The sequence below is a fragment of the Formosa sejongensis genome (assembly GCF_033447105.1).
Taxonomy (GTDB): Bacteria; Bacteroidota; Bacteroidia; order Flavobacteriales; family Flavobacteriaceae; genus Formosa.
The window spans coordinates 1-17,622 of record NZ_JAWQUN010000040.1 but is presented as its reverse complement, the minus strand read 5'-3'; the positions used below and the strand labels follow the sequence as shown (position 1 = coordinate 17,622).

Annotated in this window: 13 protein-coding genes and 1 pseudogene; 12 read left to right on the top strand and 2 right to left on the bottom strand. The window is 30.9% G+C overall.

All coding sequences use genetic code 11. The features are described 5' to 3' along the window. Positions 1-122 precede the first annotated feature (122 nt). On the bottom strand, positions 123-581 hold the full coding sequence (locus tag R6X41_RS19360) for a DNA-processing protein DprA (RefSeq protein WP_318502008.1): 459 nt from the start codon (positions 579-581) through the stop codon (positions 123-125). Between R6X41_RS19360 and R6X41_RS19355 the strand changes: the two are divergent. From R6X41_RS19355 to R6X41_RS19325, 7 genes and pseudogenes are all read left to right on the top strand, one after another. Continuing rightward, positions 548-1,021 (top strand): annotated as a pseudogene (locus tag R6X41_RS19355) (TraM recognition domain-containing protein); the annotation flags it as partial. The gene R6X41_RS19360 and the pseudogene R6X41_RS19355 sit on opposite strands and share 34 nt — an antisense overlap. Before the next feature lie 135 nt (positions 1,022-1,156). After that, positions 1,157-1,732, top strand: coding sequence for an RNA polymerase sigma factor (locus R6X41_RS19350; RefSeq protein ID WP_318502007.1), 576 nt, complete (start codon positions 1,157-1,159; stop codon positions 1,730-1,732). 88 nt (positions 1,733-1,820) lie between these two features. Then, positions 1,821-2,744, top strand: a complete 924-nt coding sequence (locus tag R6X41_RS19345) for a FecR family protein (RefSeq protein WP_318502006.1) — start codon at positions 1,821-1,823, stop codon at positions 2,742-2,744. Between the two features lie 73 nt (positions 2,745-2,817). Then, positions 2,818-6,276: a TonB-dependent receptor gene (locus R6X41_RS19340; protein WP_318502005.1), complete on the top strand. Its 3,459-nt coding sequence runs from the start codon at positions 2,818-2,820 to the stop codon at positions 6,274-6,276. Positions 6,277-6,298: 22 nt separating this feature from the next. Beyond that, positions 6,299-7,684, top strand: a complete 1,386-nt coding sequence (locus tag R6X41_RS19335) for a RagB/SusD family nutrient uptake outer membrane protein (protein ID WP_318502004.1) — start codon at positions 6,299-6,301, stop codon at positions 7,682-7,684. 165 nt (positions 7,685-7,849) lie between these two features. Further along, complete coding sequence (locus R6X41_RS19330) at positions 7,850-8,653, top strand: glycerophosphodiester phosphodiesterase family protein (RefSeq protein WP_318502003.1); 804 nt, start codon at positions 7,850-7,852, stop codon at positions 8,651-8,653. After that, on the top strand, positions 8,646-9,599 hold the full coding sequence (locus tag R6X41_RS19325) for a glycerophosphodiester phosphodiesterase family protein (protein ID WP_318502002.1): 954 nt from the start codon (positions 8,646-8,648) through the stop codon (positions 9,597-9,599). Before R6X41_RS19330 ends, R6X41_RS19325 begins: the two co-directional genes overlap by 8 nt. A gap of 546 nt (positions 9,600-10,145) precedes the next feature. Here R6X41_RS19325 and R6X41_RS19320 read toward each other — a convergent pair. Then, positions 10,146-10,646, bottom strand: a complete 501-nt coding sequence (locus R6X41_RS19320; RefSeq protein WP_318502001.1) for a phage integrase SAM-like domain-containing protein — start codon at positions 10,644-10,646, stop codon at positions 10,146-10,148. Between the two features lie 120 nt (positions 10,647-10,766). Here R6X41_RS19320 and R6X41_RS19315 point away from each other — a divergent pair, with 120 nt between their 5' ends. The 5 genes from R6X41_RS19315 (at position 10,767) to R6X41_RS19295 (ending at position 17,519) form a co-directional block, all read left to right on the top strand. Next, complete coding sequence (locus R6X41_RS19315) at positions 10,767-11,270, top strand: YqiA/YcfP family alpha/beta fold hydrolase (protein ID WP_318502000.1); 504 nt, start codon at positions 10,767-10,769, stop codon at positions 11,268-11,270. A 613-nt stretch (positions 11,271-11,883) separates the two neighbouring features. Next, positions 11,884-13,917, top strand: a complete 2,034-nt coding sequence (locus R6X41_RS19310) for a tetratricopeptide repeat protein (RefSeq protein WP_318501999.1) — start codon at positions 11,884-11,886, stop codon at positions 13,915-13,917. Between the two features lie 466 nt (positions 13,918-14,383). Further along, positions 14,384-14,776, top strand: a complete 393-nt coding sequence (locus R6X41_RS19305) for a hypothetical protein (RefSeq protein WP_318501998.1) — start codon at positions 14,384-14,386, stop codon at positions 14,774-14,776. A 698-nt stretch (positions 14,777-15,474) separates the two neighbouring features. Continuing rightward, positions 15,475-16,836: an acyl-CoA dehydrogenase family protein gene (locus R6X41_RS19300; RefSeq protein ID WP_318501997.1), complete on the top strand. Its 1,362-nt coding sequence runs from the start codon at positions 15,475-15,477 to the stop codon at positions 16,834-16,836. 164 nt (positions 16,837-17,000) lie between these two features. Then, positions 17,001-17,519, top strand: a complete 519-nt coding sequence (locus R6X41_RS19295; protein WP_318501996.1) for an NAD-dependent epimerase/dehydratase family protein — start codon at positions 17,001-17,003, stop codon at positions 17,517-17,519. The last annotated feature ends 103 nt before the right edge of the window (positions 17,520-17,622 follow it).

Genomic DNA, 17,622 nt, shown 5'->3' with positions numbered 1-17,622 from the left:
CGGAATCTTTCAATGCTAAAATTAAGGCTTTTAGAGCACAGTTTAGAGGTGTGAAAAATGTAGATTTCTTCCTCTTTAGATTAACTACTATTTTTGCATAAACACAACAATTAGGCTTGATCCTAAACAAGTCCAACTTGTTTATTTTGTTTTTTCACGAATTTATAGGTATGCATAGTGCCTCCTTTAGTTTTAGTTTCAATGATGCAAATCCCGTTGCTTAATTCTCTTTGTAAGCGATCTCTTTCTACAAAATAATTACGTTTAGGAGCTGTTCCTGGTGGATATTCAGAAATAAGTGCGCCTCCATTTTTAATGATTTCCGATGCAAGTTTAGTGTTCTGTTTCGGATAAATTTTATCTACGCCATTTGGTAAAACAGCAATAGTTCTTCCTTTGTGTTCTAAACAACAACTGTGACCTACGGTATCACAACCTAAAGCCAAACCACTCACTATGGTGAAATTATTCTCAACAAAATGTTTAGTTAATTTATAACCCTCTTGTATGCCAAACTCGGTGGGATTTCTGGTGCCGATAACAGCAACGGTTATTAAATATGCATCGTATTCCGGCAACATCAAGGAGTTATAAAATTGCCACAGTATATGTGATGCAGGATAAAATTCAGAATGATATTATGTATGGGGATAAAGCGAGTCGTGCTATTCTAAGTAATTTATCCTATCAGTTTTTCGGGAAAGTAAATGATCCAGATACCGCTAAATATTATGAACGCTTTTTTGAAATCGTAAAACAGGAAACAACGAGTATTAACCGTGGTCATAATCTCGATTTCGATACGCGAGTAACAACTGGAGAACGGGATGTGGCAAAAGTATGAGCAGATGCTGTTTTTAGATTAAAGCAGGGACAGTTTGTGGTGTTTGCAGATGGAACAGATCACAAGGTTCAGTTTACGTTGCCGCATATAGTAAGGGAACTACCTAAACAAAAGCAGGTGTATTCTGTAGAGTATTTACAAGTGAATTTTGATCGGGTTTATGAGGAGGTTAGGTAGATTTTTGGGTGATTTAACACCATAGATAAAGATTGAAATTCGAGTAATAATATTTAATCATAATTTCTTAACGAACAAGTTGATTCAATATGATTTCTGTTATATATTTTTGAGCCAAAATTTAAAGGTTTAAAATTGATAAAAAATCCGGATATATATTTACTAGGTTGTATTAAAAGCGATAATTACAAGGCTTTTAATCAATTGTATGACAAATATTGGGATAGTTTATATCTATATGCATATAGCTTAACTAAGGATAAAGAAAATGCATATAAAATTATTCAGGATTTGTTCGTCATGTTATGGGAAAAACGAGAAGAGCATAATATTCAAAATTTGAAGAGCTATCTTTTTCAAAGCGTAAAATATAATTTTTTTCAGCAACACAGAAAAAAAAGTGTCAGCTTAGTTGATCTGGCTGAAGAACTTGAAGAATTTATTTATGAAAATCTAGAAGATTCTAATCCTGAAATCTTTGAAATACTTAAAAAAGCATTGGAAGCGCTACCTGAAAAAAGGCGTGAGATTATAATTATGAATAAATATCAAAATATGTCTCCAAATGAAATTTCGGAAGTGCTAAATATTTCTGTTCAAACTGTTCGAAATCAATTGTCTTCTGGTCTAATTCAATTAAGACAACATTTTAATTCAAAAGGGAATGCTGCCGAATTAGCTGTGATAATATCAATTTTTTATAATATTTAATCTCGTAACATTTCATTAATGTTTCCTTAACTTTCTAGCGTAGTATAAAATGCAATTTGAGACTCTTATCTATGAAAGAGAAACTTAAATGAAAGATAAAAGCACAAACTTCTTCCAAAATTTAATAGATCGTTATATAAATAATAAATCTACCAATGCAGAGCATAAGATTCTAGAAAATTTCTTTGACTCTAAAGCCGAAAATTTAAGTTGGGAGACTAATAAATTTGGTAATAAAGAATTATTAAAAGCAAGACTTAAAGGCGAAATAGATCGTAAAATAAAAAAACAAAGTTTTACTAATAATAGATATAAATATATTTCTGCTGCCGCAGGAATCCTTATAATGGTAGGTTGGTTTCTGTTTTCCGATATTTCACCAAAATCTAAAGTATTTGCTACGACACAAACAATAGATAGTTTATTACTAAATGATGGGTCTAAAATAATTTTAGGACCAAACTCGATATTAGAATATCCTAGTTCATTTAAAAATGATTACAGGTCGGTAGAGCTAATAAAAGGGAATGCATTCTTTAAAATAGCTAGAGACACAACAAAACCTTTCGAAGTTAAGCATCCTGAATTATCAACAACAGTTCTAGGTACTTCTTTTACTATTAATACGAATAAAAAGAATATTTCTGTTTTAGTAATGACAGGTAAAGTTTCTGTGCGTTCAAAAAATAATTTGATGGAAATTTTAAACCCTACAGATCGGGCAACGTTCAATTACGCTTCAAATGAATTAAAATTAGATCAAGTATTAAATTCTTTACCATGGTATGCCAAAGAAATTAAATTTAGGAATAGTGCATTGGTAGAAATTTCTGAAATTATAGAAAATCGATTTGGTTACCATTTCAAATTTGAAAATGAAATCTTAAAGGAAAAAATAGTCACATTAACTATTGACTCCAATACTACAATCCAAAACTTCGTAGATCAATTAAACTATATAACTAATCTAAAATTTAAAATTAAAGACCATGATATAAAAATTAAAGAATAAAAAAACTCGAAGTTGTTGGAGCAACTACGAGCTTATAAGTATTGAAATTAACAAATGAAAATTACAACACAAAATGAAATACAAAATTACAAATTTTTTCGCATTTATTTGCTTTTGTTTAGTCACGGTTATTACACCTTCTGCTTTAGCAAATCCAATTAATGAAGATTTTACCAGAATATCTGTTAAAATTATTTCGTCGAACATAACATTAAATAATTTATTTGAGGAGATTGAAAAACAAACGCATTACAACTTTAGTTTAGGAGAAGATGTAATCGAATCCAAACAAGAATTTAATATAAATTATAATAATTTAACCTTAAAAGAGGTGTTAAAAGATATTTCAAATAGAGCAGATTTGGATTATCAAATAGAAAATAATTCTATTTTAATAAGACCAAATTTAAATTTTAAGTTAAAAAATGAAATATCTCAATCGGTAATCAGTGGTGAAGTTTTAGATGAGAATGGGATGCCATTACCGGGGGCCAACGTACTAGAAAAAGGAACGTTAAATGGTGTTTATACTGACTTTGATGGGAAATTTCATTTAAATTTAACTACAACTAATCCGCTATTAGAAGTTTCTTATGTTGGGTATACTACAAAATTTGTGGAAGTTGTTGGTTCTAATTTGACAATTTCACTTACAGCCGATTCGAATTCATTAGATGAAATTTTACTTATTGGGTACGGAGAACAATCTAGAGCAAAGAATGCAGGAGCAATAGGTCAAATAAATGAGGAAGCACTGGATAAGGTAGCGTCTTCATCTTTTGAAGGTCAAATTTCGGGTAAAATGTCTGGTGTCGTAGTAAATCAATCTAATGGACAACCAGGAGCTTCCTCCCAAATTGTAATTAGAGGTATTGGTACTTTAACGGCAGGAACGAATCCCCTAATTGTTGTAGATGGTTTTCCTCTATCTGAGGGTAGTTCATTAAATAGTATTAATCCGAATGACATTGAAACTATAAATGTTCTAAAAGATGCTGCTTCTGCATCCATTTATGGATCTCGAGCTGCTAATGGAGTAATTTTAGTGACTACTAAAAAAGGTAAAAAAAATGCAGGAACAGTTATAACTTTTGATACATATGGAGGGATGCAAGAAGCTACTTCTGGTGTAGAATTAGTAGATGGCTACCAATTTGCACAATTTATTACTGAAGCTAGAAATTGGGGATATGTTTCAAAAGACCCTGCAAATAGAAATGAATCAGATCCTAATTCAGTACGTGTTACAAAAACAATTAATGGTCAGGGAATTGATGGTAGAGAATTGAATTTAGATTTCTTACATCCTTACTTAGATGGAGAAGAGGGATTAACGAATACAGATTGGATGGATGTTGCTTTTCGTTCTGCTCCCATTTCTAATTACAACCTATCTGTAGCAGGAGGAAATGAGAAGACACGTTTTTATAATTCTGTAGGGTATTTTAAACAAGATGGCGTTATTTTAGGAAGTGATTTGGAAAGATATTCAGTAGCGGTTAATTTAGAATCACAATTAACGAAAAAAATTAAATTTGGTTCAAATATTAAGGCTTCTTATTCTGATCAGAATGCTTTAGATCAGGGGAGTCGTAGTTCTGGAGCATTAGGATTACTTCCTCTAAGTTTACCATATTATTCTCCATATAATGCGGATGGTTCAATAAATATAAGTGATCAGATTGTAAATGAACAGCGTGAAATTGAAGGGGTAAGAATTAATGGAACTCCTGTAGAAAATTTATTAGCGACATCAACCTATGTTACAGATAATAGAACACAGTTTAGGTCTTTTGGAAATATGTTTGTTGCTATTGAATTGGTTAAAAATTTAGAGTACAAACTTTCTGTTGGTGGAGATTATGATAATTACGTAAGAAATTACTATTACCCGTCGGATGTGGGATCTTATAGAACACCAGCTCCAAGATCAGATGCAAATGCTTCTCAAGAGATTACGACGCGTTTAAATTATATTATAGAGAATACTTTAACTTATGATGTTTCATTTGGGAAAAATAATTTAAATGTTTTGGCAGGTTATACTTTTCAAAAGGAAAGAATCAGCTCAACTGTTGTTAATGGTACTGGGTTTGCAGATAATAACATTCAGAGTATAGCCGGAGCTAGTGCACATACATCTGATTATAATCTAGGTGTTTGGACGTTAGAATCTTATTTTACGCGTTTACAATATGATTATGATTCTAAATATCTATTTTCAGCAGCCATTAGAAGAGATGGGTCCTCAAGATTTGGTAGCAATAATAGATGGGGTAATTTTCCTTCAATTTCTGGGGGTTGGATTTTTACAAATGAAGATTTCTTCCCTTTTAAAGATGTCCTTACTTTTGGAAAACTTTCAGCGAGTTGGGGTAAAACTGGAAATAATCAGATAGGAAATTATGCTTCACAAGCACTTGTTACAGAGTCTAATTATACGTTTCAAGGTTCTTTAGCTCCTGGATATATCACAACGTCATCTCCTAATCCTGATCTTGGGTGGGAAATAGCGTCTTCTTTTAATTATGGTCTTGAATTAGGTTTTTTTAATAAATTAAACATTAACATGGCTTATTACAAGACTAATACTCAGGATCTTTTATTAGAAGTTCCAGTTCCTCAACAAACAGGTTATACTACTGTCCTTGCAAATATTGGAGAAATGGAGAATAAAGGATTTGAGTTTGAAGCCGATTTAAATAATGTGATTTTTGGTGAATTCGTTTTAGGGTTTAATGCCAATTTTACAACCTATAATAATAAAGTATTAGAGTTAGGTCCTGGACAAGAGCAAATCGCTACAGGTACGGATCAATCCTTTATAACTAAAGTAGGTGGCTCTATTGCAGAAATTTATGGTTATGAAGTTGATGGAGTATTTAAGACGCAATCAGATATTGATAATTCTCCACATTTAGATGGTACTCTTACAGGGGATTATAGAGTGAAAGATATAAATAATGATGGACTTATTAATGATGATGATAAAATTTCAAAAGGAACTTTTACTCCTGATTTCGTTTATGGATTTGGGTCAAACGTCACTTATAAAGGGTTCGATTTTAGCTTTAATTTTGTAGGTATTTCAGGCAGAACATTAATGGATGGTGATATGTCATCACTAACCGAGTCTGGGGAAGGTTTTGCCGTTCCATCGACCTATTATTTTGAAAATAGATACCATCCAACAAATAACCCAGATGGCTTTTTAGGGCAACCTAATTTTGGGAATTTTTCAAATTCAAGAAAATTACTTAACTCATCTGTAGTTGTTGAAGAAAATAATGGAGATTATTTCAGACTAAGAGATATTAGATTAGCCTACAATTTTTCAAGTGAACTTCTTGAAAAAATTAAATTAAAATCTTTACAAGTTTATTTATCCGGTAATAATGTTTTTACTAAAACAAAATATAGAGGTTGGAATCCTGATGGAACATCTTCCAATATTCTAACTTCTGGATATAATACAGGATCTAACTATCCAGTATCTAAAACTTATTTAATGGGATTAAGAGTTTCTTTATAAATCATAATTTAAAAATATTATAATGAAAAAGTTTACATTTTCAATATTTACAATGGCTGTACTTTTATTTTCGTGTGAAAATGAATTAGTGCAAACCCCAAATACGAATAAAGTCGCTGATGGTTTTTATACTAATGAGGCTGAAATAGAAGAAGCTATTAATGCGACGTATGCCACATTACAATTTAGTGGTAATTACGACATTGGAATGCCTTCAATTGGTGAAATACCTGGAGAGGATTCATATGACGAGACACCTGCTAATGATGGTGGAAATTATGGGCAGCTAGATTTGTATAATGTGATATCACAAAATTCAATAATCGCCAATGTTTGGAACCATTCTTATATTGGTATTCAACGCGCAAATATTGTATTAAATAGAATTAATGAAATAGAATATAGTAATGAGGATACTAAAAAGTCACGCATAGGAGAGATGTACTTTCTCAGAGCATTATTCTATTTTAATTTAGTAAGAGTTTATGGGGATGTGCCAATAGTTCTTGATGAAGTTAATAATCCACAAGATTATTTTGGTCAAACTAGAATGGCTGAAGCCGAAGTTTATAACCAAATAAAGGAAGATTTATTAGAAGCAATTCAATTACTACCCGTTCGTAATGAAACAAATAAAATGCGAGTTGTAAAAACAGCAGGGCAGGCTTTATTAGGAAAAGTAGAATTAACACTTGGAAACTATTCTCAAGCACAATCAAATTTACAATCAGTAGTAAATTCTGGTATTCATGATTTAGTAGCGGTAAATGATGTTTTTGCTGCTGATAATGAATTGAATGGTGAGATTATTTTTGCTGTTCAGTTTTCTTCAGGAATAAATGGGAACAGTGAAGGTACTGATGCGTATAGAATGTTTAATCCTACAGGTCGCGTGGAAGGTAATATGACAGGAACTAAAGGGCATGGTGTTTTGAAACCCGATTTTTATAAACTTTACGAAGATAATGATTCAAGAAAGGGGGCTTATATTGGGGTTTTGGAATCAGGTATCGCTTATAATAAAAAGATAGCTATTCCAACTACTGTTGTTGATGATGCAGAAAATGATTGGATTGTTTTACGTTATGCAGATGTTATATTAATGCTTGCTGAAATAGAAAATGAATTAGGTAACTCTACACAAGCAATTCAATATTTAAATCAAATTTATAATCGAGCTTCTATTGGTGAATATTCAGGAATGGCTACAAAAGATAGTATTTTTCAAGCAATCGATTTACAACGTAGGTTAGAGCTAGTTTGGGAAGGACACAGATGGTTTGATTTAAAACGTCAAGGTAGAGCTCAGGAAATTCTAGGTATTTCAGATAGTAATAAATTATTGATGCCTTTACCTGCAAGTCAAATAGCAACAGACAATGCGTTGAAACAAAATCCAGGTTACTAAAAAAATCTAAAATCTTAAAAAATGAAATTCAAAATAATAGGAATACTATCCTTAGTAGCAGCATTATGCGCTTGTGAAAAGAAGAAAACTGCTCTGGAAAAAAGGGACACGACAACTATAAGTGTCGATAATGATACCATTAGGATAGAAAAATTAATTAATAATTTGGAAAACTCTAATAATAAAGAAATCATGGTTATTGCACATCGCGGTGACTGGAGAAATGCTCCTGAGAATTCTTTACAAGCCATACAAAACTGTATTGATATGGGAGTTGATATGGTTGAAATTGATGTTAGGGAAACTAAAGATGGTCAACTTGTTTTGATGCATGACACTACTATAGATAGAACTACAAAAGGGAAGGGGCCTGTTAAAGAATGGACACTAGATAGTCTTAGGACTTTAAGACTTGTAGATGGGCTAAGTGTGCCTACAAATCATCAAATTCCTACGTTAGAAGAAGCTTTATTGCTTTGCAAAGGTAAAATATTAGTAAACCTAGATAAGAGCTATGATATTTTTGATAAATGTTTTGAAGTGGTAGAAAAAACAGGAACCTTAAATCAAGTAATAATTAAAGGGGGAAAAACCAAATCAGAAGTAGAAGAAGAGTTTGGGGAGTATCTAGATAAAGTATTTTTTATGCCTGTAATAAATTTATCAAATCCTGATGCCGTTACTATTATTGATGAATATTTAGAAGATGGTAGCCCGATAGCTTTCGAGTTTATTGTACCTCAAGACACAATAGCAACAATTAATAGATTTAAAAGTCTTCGAGAAAATGGATCTGGAGTTTGGGTTAACTCACTCTGGTCTCCACATAATGGAGGACATGAGGATGAAAAAGCGGTATTAGATCCTTCTGTTTATGATTGGTATGTTGATAATAATATTGACATGATCCAAACTGATAGACCAGGTATACTCTTGGAATATTTAAGAGGTAAAGGATTACATGATTAATTTTTTTATATCAATGAGAATGTTAAAGAAAAATTTCATATTAATACTCTGCTTTCAATTCGTTTTTGCACTTGGGTTTTCTCAGTCAGCCGTGCCATTAAAAACAAAGTCTGATTCAATTTTATATCAATTTAAGAATCCTTCAAAAGATAGAATTTTAGCGGTTTCACATCGAGGGGCATGGAATTATGCTCCAGAAAATAGTTTAATGGCTATTCAACGATGTATTGATATAGGAATTGATATCGTTGAAATTGATGTTAGATTAACTAAGGATGGACAGCTTGTTTTAATGCATGATAAAACTATTGATCGTACAACGACAGGAAAAGGTAAAGTTTCAAATTTTACATTAGCAGAATTACAATCTTTTCGTTTAAAAAATGCATGTGGAGTAAAAGGCTCAAGGCAACAAATCCCAACCTTAGAAGAAGCAATGTTACTTGCTAAAGGAAAGATTATGATTAACCTAGATAAGGTTGAAGGAGAAACGGTTAAAGAAGCTTATGAAATTCTTAAAAAAACAGGTACAATCAATCAAGCTATTTTTAAAGGTAGAGAGACTGTTCAAACCATGTATAAGAAATTTGGACCTATCATGGATACTATAATTTACATGCCTATAGTTATTGATAATGTTGATGATCCATCGCAATATGTAAATGATTATAATGAGAAACAGAAACCATACGCCTACGAAGTAACTTTTAAATCAGTTAATTCAAAAAAGTTTAAATTGATAAAAGAGTTAAACAAATTAAATGTAACGGTTTTAACTATTCCTTTATGGGATGATTTAACAGCTGGTTATACTGATGAATTGGTGCTTTTGGAAGGCCCTGATGCTGGATGGGGATGGTTAATTGAAAATGGATCTAATGCAATTATGACAGATAGACCAGACGAATTATTAAACTACTTAAGAAGTAAAGGATTACATGATTAAATAAAGATATTTTCAGTTGAGTTTGTTTATTTGAGATTAGGGCACGTAAATTATATTCGTGTCCTATTTTTTTAAATTCACTTTAAGTTAGTATAAAATGGGTGAGATAAAAATATTTGATTATGTATTTGTTATGAAAATTGACTGTATTTTTAAGAGATAGATGCCTAAAACATGCGGATAGAAAATTGAAAAGTCTTTAATTAGTTGTAAAAAGAGCAGGTAAAAAGGGTGTTATTAAGCTTTAATAGCTTATCAAATACAATTCACTCTTTAAAATTTAATAACTCGATCTATAGCATCATCAGCGTTCTTATGTATAAAATTTACTTGATAATTTATTGTTATACTAAAATTACTAAGGCGATAAAATTTCTCAAACATAAAAAGGTAGATTTTATCTCCAGTTGGATTTTAAAAAGTATGACGTGCGATGTGGTTAGAAATGTTTTTATCTATATCACACATTTTAGCGACTAGTTTAATTTGTGAATTTAACAAAGAAGTGGCACTTCTGGTTTTTATAAAAATGTCTAAGTCATTTGACTAATCTGCTTCATTTAAGAAATGAAATATATATCCATTGTTAACAGAAGCATATTGCTTATAGGTATCTAAAATGGCATTAGCTTTATCTGGAATTTTTAAACTAACGGGTTTAGCATTTTTATTCATTTCATACAATAATCTGTCATTTACAAAATCACTCCATCTTAACTGAATAACATCAGATACATTTATTCCCGCGAAATAAAATGATAGCAACCAGGAATTTAGAGAATGCCAGGCATTAGAATTCACTTCAAGTTTTAATGCTTCCAATTTCTTAACTTCTTCAATATTTAATCCTTTTTTATTTGAAGTGCCTATTTTAATCTGAATTTTATCTCCTCCAAAAGGGTAGTACTTTACATCTACAATTCCTTGCTTAATAGCTTTATTAAAAACTGTTTTAATAAAAATTAATTGATTAGTTATTGTTCTAGGCTTTTGATTTAAATATGCTTTGCAGAATGTCTGGTGTCTATCTTGTTTTATAGGTGTCAAAACACAGTATTTGGACGAATAGATGCTATTATTAAATCAGCATGAATTTTTAAAATATTTTTTAAAACGACATAATTTGGCGGTTTGAGTTTTGATATTTGTACTATCAAATTATAAATAATGAAACATATGACTATCTTGTATTTACACGGATTGAACGGGTGTTTGAGTCCTGAAAAAAGAATTGTTTTAGAACAATACGGAGACGTGTTTTCGCCAGCAATCGAGTATGAAAAAGATTCAGATGTTATACATGGAATATCAGCATCCTTTAATTTACATGATATTGATGTGGTTATAGGTAGTAGTATGGGTGGATTTACAGGATATTACGTGTCCAACCATTATCAATGTCCTGCATTACTTTTTAATCCACCACTGTCAAATCGTTCTGTTTATCAAGAAATCCCTGAAATAGAATATAAAAAAAGTAGTCTAAAACATATTGTTTTAGGAACGTTGGACGAGGTAGTAAATCCCGTTGAAACCTTTCAGTTTTTAGGGAATACTGTAGCGTCTAACCCCGAATACACGATTCACCTCCGAAATGACTTAGCACACCGTATTCCAATCGAAATATTTGAAGAAGAAGTAGAGCATTTCTTTAGTAAAATGCGTGATTAATATCATACTGTAAATAATATTTCATAAGACAGAAATTTAATGGATTTCGATAAGCTTCAACAAAATTGTAATGTAATACCAATTAAACAGACTAAAATTTAAAATTATTTGAGCTGATAATTTAGGTAGTAAGTTTGCATTAGCTAATAGATATTGAATAAAGCGATAGTCTTCTGATTATGAATGGTTTGGTGAAAATTGGGATTAAAACAAACTCAGAATAGGCTAGTTATGCCGATAGTTTAATTACGCTTTCATCCAGTTTCTGTAAAATAGTCATTAGTAGTTTATATTATAGAATTTAATTAGTCAAAAAGTATATTTTAATATTTTGTCTTAGGCACAGTTGATGATGAGTTTATTTTGATAGATAGCCTTCAATTTATAGTAAATACAATAGACTTTCATCCTAATTATAATATACATTTACGTAATCATTTGGTGCCCCGTGTTCTATTCGTTATTTTTATAAAGAAGTGGATTTTTTTTTAGTATATGTAGCTGTTTTGTGACGTTCTGTTAAACCAGTTTTAATATAGAAATACGCATAGCGGTTTCGATTTAAAGTAAAGTAATAAGATGTTTTTCTTAATTGAAAAATTTAAAATATAGTATGAGAAAGTTAATACAAATCATTGATGAAAATTTAGGAGCAAAAGATTTTCCTATTAATAGTTTTAGTGGGGATGTTTATTTCCATGGTAAAGAAGGTTTGGATATTGGTAAAAGTGATTATAATAAACTATTAGATAAGTTTAATAAAGCACTCGAAAATTCAAGAAATTCTTTAGCTACCTACGAAGATTTGTTAGCTATTTTTATTAATGAGATATTTGAAGATAACTCAACACTTCGTAAAGGTGAGGGGAGAAGCACTTATATATCTAGTATAGTTTTAAATACCGGTTTAATTTCTTTGCGTAGTGAAGAGAATACAACAGTCACAGATAAATCCTCAGATTCCATATTATATCTCTCTTGGGATGAGATTGGTTTTATTGAATTAATAGAAAGCGCATCCGAAAAAGAATTACACTTTTTTAGATTTTATGTGAAGAATAATACGATACAGCACGATTTAAGTATAGATAGATTTGGTACAGATAGTTTAGTCGCTTCTAAAAGAATACTAAAGATGTTAAATGAAATTGTTGAATATAAAAATAATACAATAGACAACTCCATTAATGAACATGTTGAACTGCAATCAAAAATTGAAAAATTGTTTAATGATGAGAATTATAAAGATGGTGTTGAAGCGTTAGATAATTATAGTAAAAAATACAATATTAACGACATTACTTTAGATGATTCATCATTTTATTATTTTAATAAAATATTTGGATTGAGAAGTATGGGAAGGTTAGACGAAGCTTTAGACACCATCGATAGTTATATAAACAGATATAAAGAAATTGGTGAAATAGAACCTTATACGTACGAACTAAAAGGCGAAATTTTATCTAAGCTAAACAAGTATATATCTGCTATAAATTGTTTTGCCATAAGTGAAGAAAATTATGAAAACAGTGAATATAAAAAAGGGGTTCACTCAAAGAAAGAAGATGTTTATTCTAGTCTAAAAAAAGTGTTTTTAGATATTCCATATAATGATAGAAAATTTATTTTTATTGGTAAAGATATTTATGCAACAGCTTCTCATGACATTGTTGTATTAAAAGAGAAAGATATGCCTCGTGAAATTGAATTCCCAGCAGGGCATCCACAAATTAATCAAGTTTATATCTGTCACCCAATTAAGCAGGATTTTTATTTGCCTATAAAAAAATATAGTGAAGCATTATTTTTAGAACGCATTAATGAGTTTAGTTATTTGCTTCAAGGTTTGGGAGCAACGCATTTAGATATCTCAGGAAGTAAAAGCAGTAAATCCGAAGACACTAAATCTTCTAAAAAAGCAATCGAGTCCGATTTAAACAAAATAGAAAAACTGCAAGATTTCAAAACTAATAAGACGCCACTTGTGCATAATAATTTGGTTTGGTATCATACAGATTTAAATTGGCAAAAATTATCAGATCAAAGACTTCATAGCAGTATTATAACCCATACAGAACATATTTTAACGTCTCAAAGTGATAATGTATCTTCAATTGAATTAGCAAAAATTAATGCTGAATTGAAGTTGTTATTACAAAAAGCAAGTGTTAAATATACGAGTAAACTTGGTGTTAGTAATGCTGATTTTAAAAAACAGGAATGGATTGTTAAAGTAGAATTTGGGGATGATAGCAAGTTGAATGAACCTATCGGAAAACGCGAGGATGTTTCTGCTCTTAATTCTGGATCTGAAAGTGACGAATACAAGTTAAATCTTAAGAAGTATAAAGAAGAGCTTTTATTTATGCTTGAAGATGATGGAATAATAGATGCTTCTGAAAGAAAAATTTTAAACAGAAAAATTAAAAAATATGGTGTCTCTAAAGCGGACGCTATTGCCATTGAGAGTAAGCTATTAACTTCGAATTATTCTGAAAATGAACAAAAATATATTGAAGAATTAAAGGATGTCTTGAAGGATGGTGAGATATCGGTTATCGAAAGAAAAATTCTTAATAGATACGCACTAAAATTTAATGTTAGTCCAAAAATGCAGGATAAAATAGATACTATTTTTATTGATTAATTGTTTTTAGAAGAAAAAAATATCACAATTTATCGTAATCTAATCACATCATTGTTAGTCTGTAACTCTGAAAACCATAAACAGCAAAGTACTATTAGAAGAGTTGTGCGTATGTAGTGTCAGGTAATATAGGTGATAATGCATAATTTAAACTAAACGATGCTAGAATTAATGTGATTCGCGAATATTCAGGAAATTCTTAAGATGTTATATTAAAATTTATAGCAAACGGAATATCAGATTATGAAGTCCGATGTTCAAATCATAATAAAAACCATAACCATAATCACTCCTGTAATAATTAGTAAAAACATGATTTAAACTTAGGTGATAAATAAATAATATTGAAACATTAGAGCTAAAACGTTAATCTAAATTTAGTGATTAATATTAGGTTCGGATAATTAATTGAATTATTAATGTTAAATTTGCAACACAAAAATATTGTATCATTAATCTTTAGTTTATGCCTTATCAGGATGTGTTTGTTGTTTTCTGGGAACAAGTAAAAGTTAGTTGCCAAGAAGGAAGTTTTGCTAAATTAACAATGGCAAAGACCATTGGAAAACCTAACCTGAAAAATATATTTCTCAGACCAATCTACGCTGACAACGACTTTAAAGTTTTAGTGAAATTGCGTTACCAATCTAAAGAAACAGAGGATGAGGAAAACGAGTATACATTAGAAGATGCCTTTGTGTTTTTAAAACCATATCTAAAAACGTCTTTTTCATCTGTCCTTTTATTTACAACCACAAAAGATGTTACTTTCAAAATTAATAAAAAGGGTGCAGGTAGCATTACCGAATATCCGCCTACATTTCAAAATGTTATTCAAGCTAAGAGTGATTTAGAATAGCTCGGACGTGAACATTGGGATTACTATGTTATGTTTGTGAATTTTGGCGATTGTTTTTAAACAAAAACGATTTTTTCTAAATGAAAGTGAAGATTTAGTTGTTTGTCGTCTTGGCAGAAAATAATATTTATAATTCAATAAGTTAAGCGTTTAAATACACTATTGATTTCTATGGTTGTAAATTAGTATAGTGAAAAAGTTTCCCTATTATTTTTACCTGACTTTCTGTAGAACACAATTCTTCACCTGCATTGTACATTATCATCACTACAGCCTTAAAACTAAAAATCAGAATAAATATGTTTCATATTTCGACTTGATAAACGAAAGATTTCAACTGCATATCTAACGTAATAATAATCTGCAAGTCACTCACATTAGACTTCAATACAGAATTTTAGTGAATGCGAGATTTACTAAAACTACGTAAGTTAATCTTCACTAGAATTTAATTAGTATCGATGTTTTTATAGTAAAAAACTGTCTGCTATTTCCTCATTCTTGAGGTCAATTTAAATCCCATCTTCTATAACAGTAATACAGTGTTTAGTTCTAAATAAGATTACCTATAGTTACTTTTCTGAGAAGTAGTAATTTATAATTTTATCACTAGTAATTGTGATTGCTTTTTAGTATTTTAATAGTTGTATTATAAGTGGACATACAAAGTTGGTATTTACTAATTTAAAATATAAAGGATGGAATTGTTTAAAAAAATAAAGCAAATTACACATTTAATGAAGCATGTAGATTTTGCTGAATTAAGTAAAATTTCAGAAAAAATTGACTTGCCAAAAATCATGAAATCCGTTGGTGAATTGGATGATGCCCAACTAAATGGTTTGACTAAAATGCTTACTGAAAAAGCTAAAAAAGGCCAACACAAACTACCTCCTATCGATGGTGATTTCTATGATTATGATTTGAAGCTTTCCCAAGAACAAAGAAGTATTCAAATGAAAGTGCGCAATTTCATGGAAACTGAGATTGAACCCATTGCGAATGAATGTTGGAAAAAGGCAGAATTCCCTATGGAAATTATACCAAAACTAGCCAAGCTTAATATTTGCGGTGTAGCTTATGAAGGTTATGGTTGTCCTAATTTATCATTTATCATGGAAGGTGTAATTGCAGAGGAAATTGCTCGTGTCGATGTATCTATATCTACTTTTTTTGGGGTTCATAGTGGATTGGCAATGGGATCAATTTATCTATGTGGAAGTGAGGCACAGAAGCAAGAGTGGCTACCGAAAATGCAAAAAATGGAAATTATAGGTGCTTTTGGTTTAACAGAACCTAATGTAGGTAGTGCCGTTGCTGGAGGTATGGAAACGACCTGTAAAAAAGTTGGAGATGAATGGATATTGAATGGTCAAAAGAAATGGATAGGGAATGCCACTTTTGCTGATGTCATTATAATTTGGGCTAGAGATATAGACAGTAATCAGGCAAAAGGCTTTTTGGTTAGAAAAGGGAATCCTGGTTATAAAGCTGAAAAAATTGAAGATAAAATGGCTTTGAGAACCGTTCAAAACGCGCTTATTACGATTACTGATTGTATAGTTCCAGAGTGTGATAGGTTACAAAAAGCAAATTCATTTAGAGACACTGCAAAAATTTTACGAATGACAAGAGCAGGTGTAGCATGGCAAGCTTTAGGGTGCGCAAGAGGAGCTTACGAGAGTGCATTAAAATATACAAAAAAACGAGAACAGTTTGGAAAACCTATTGCAAAATTTCAGCTTATTCAAAATCATTTGGTAGAAATGCTCGCTAACTTAACAGCAATGAAAGCCATGGTATTTCGACTTTCAGAATTACAGGATCAAGGTTTATTAACCGATGAACATGCCTCGCTAGCTAAAGTATTTTGCTCTATGCGAACCAGAGATGTAGTAAGTCGAGCGCGAGAGGTAATGGGAGGGAATGGTATATTATTGGAATATGATGTTGCTCGTTTTGTTGCCGATGCAGAAGCCATTTATTCTTACGAAGGAACTAAAGAGATAAATACATTAATAGTAGGACGAGCAATAACTGGCTATAGTGCATTTGTTTAAGTCAATATGTAAGAGTTGTAGGTAAATCTGTATAAGAAATTACGGTGATGAAATCCTGAACTGACTAACGATTTGAAACTGATTGTGCTATATGTAAACGTTAAATCAAAATTAAACTCCATACTCAAAAGCGATCTCTTTTGTATCTTTAAATAAAAAGGGATATGACAGTTTTAATAACAGGAGCAACAGGATTAATAGGGAGGGAAATTGTAAAGCAGTGTCATTCTGCAGGTATTAATGTTCATTACTTAACGACTTCAAAATCTAAACTCAGTTCAGAACCAAATTATAAAGGTTTTTATTGGAATCCTGAAAATAACGAAATCGATCATCTTTGTTTTCAAGGTGTACATGCAATTATTAATATGGTTGGAGCTTCCATTGCCAAACGCTGGACAGACAGTTATAAAAAAATAATTATTGAAAGCAGAACCAAAACAGCTCAACTCTTACAGGACACTATAAAATTACATAACTATAATATAGAGCAAGTCGTTTCAGCCAGTGCGATTGGTATTTATCCTAGCAGTTTAGTGAACTATTATGAAGAAGCTAATACCGAGATTTCAGACTCTTTTTTAGGAAACGTAGTAAATCAGTGGGAAGCTGCTGTAGATGGATTTGAAACAATAGGTTGTAAAGTAGCGAAAATAAGAATTGAAGACCGTTGCAATATTTAATAATTTTCTAAGTTCCATGTTTTTTAAATGGATTTGACTTACTTTTTATCTTAAAAAAAAGATTTTTGTACTATTTCTTGATTTTATAGGTCTTTCTATTAGT

Coding starts and splice junctions, on each gene's coding strand:
- R6X41_RS19360 (WP_318502008.1), bottom strand. CDS start 581: ATGTTGCCGGAATACGATGCATATTTAATAACCGTTGCTGTTATCGGC.
- R6X41_RS19345 (WP_318502006.1), top strand. CDS start 1,821: ATGAAAGATAAAAGCACAAACTTCTTCCAAAATTTAATAGATCGTTAT.
- R6X41_RS19340 (WP_318502005.1), top strand. CDS start 2,818: ATGAAATACAAAATTACAAATTTTTTCGCATTTATTTGCTTTTGTTTA.
- R6X41_RS19335 (WP_318502004.1), top strand. CDS start 6,299: ATGAAAAAGTTTACATTTTCAATATTTACAATGGCTGTACTTTTATTT.
- R6X41_RS19325 (WP_318502002.1), top strand. CDS start 8,646: ATGATTAATTTTTTTATATCAATGAGAATGTTAAAGAAAAATTTCATA.
- R6X41_RS19315 (WP_318502000.1), top strand. CDS start 10,767: ATGAAACATATGACTATCTTGTATTTACACGGATTGAACGGGTGTTTG.
- R6X41_RS19310 (WP_318501999.1), top strand. CDS start 11,884: ATGAGAAAGTTAATACAAATCATTGATGAAAATTTAGGAGCAAAAGAT.
- R6X41_RS19305 (WP_318501998.1), top strand. CDS start 14,384: ATGCCTTATCAGGATGTGTTTGTTGTTTTCTGGGAACAAGTAAAAGTT.
- R6X41_RS19300 (WP_318501997.1), top strand. CDS start 15,475: ATGGAATTGTTTAAAAAAATAAAGCAAATTACACATTTAATGAAGCAT.
- R6X41_RS19295 (WP_318501996.1), top strand. CDS start 17,001: ATGACAGTTTTAATAACAGGAGCAACAGGATTAATAGGGAGGGAAATT.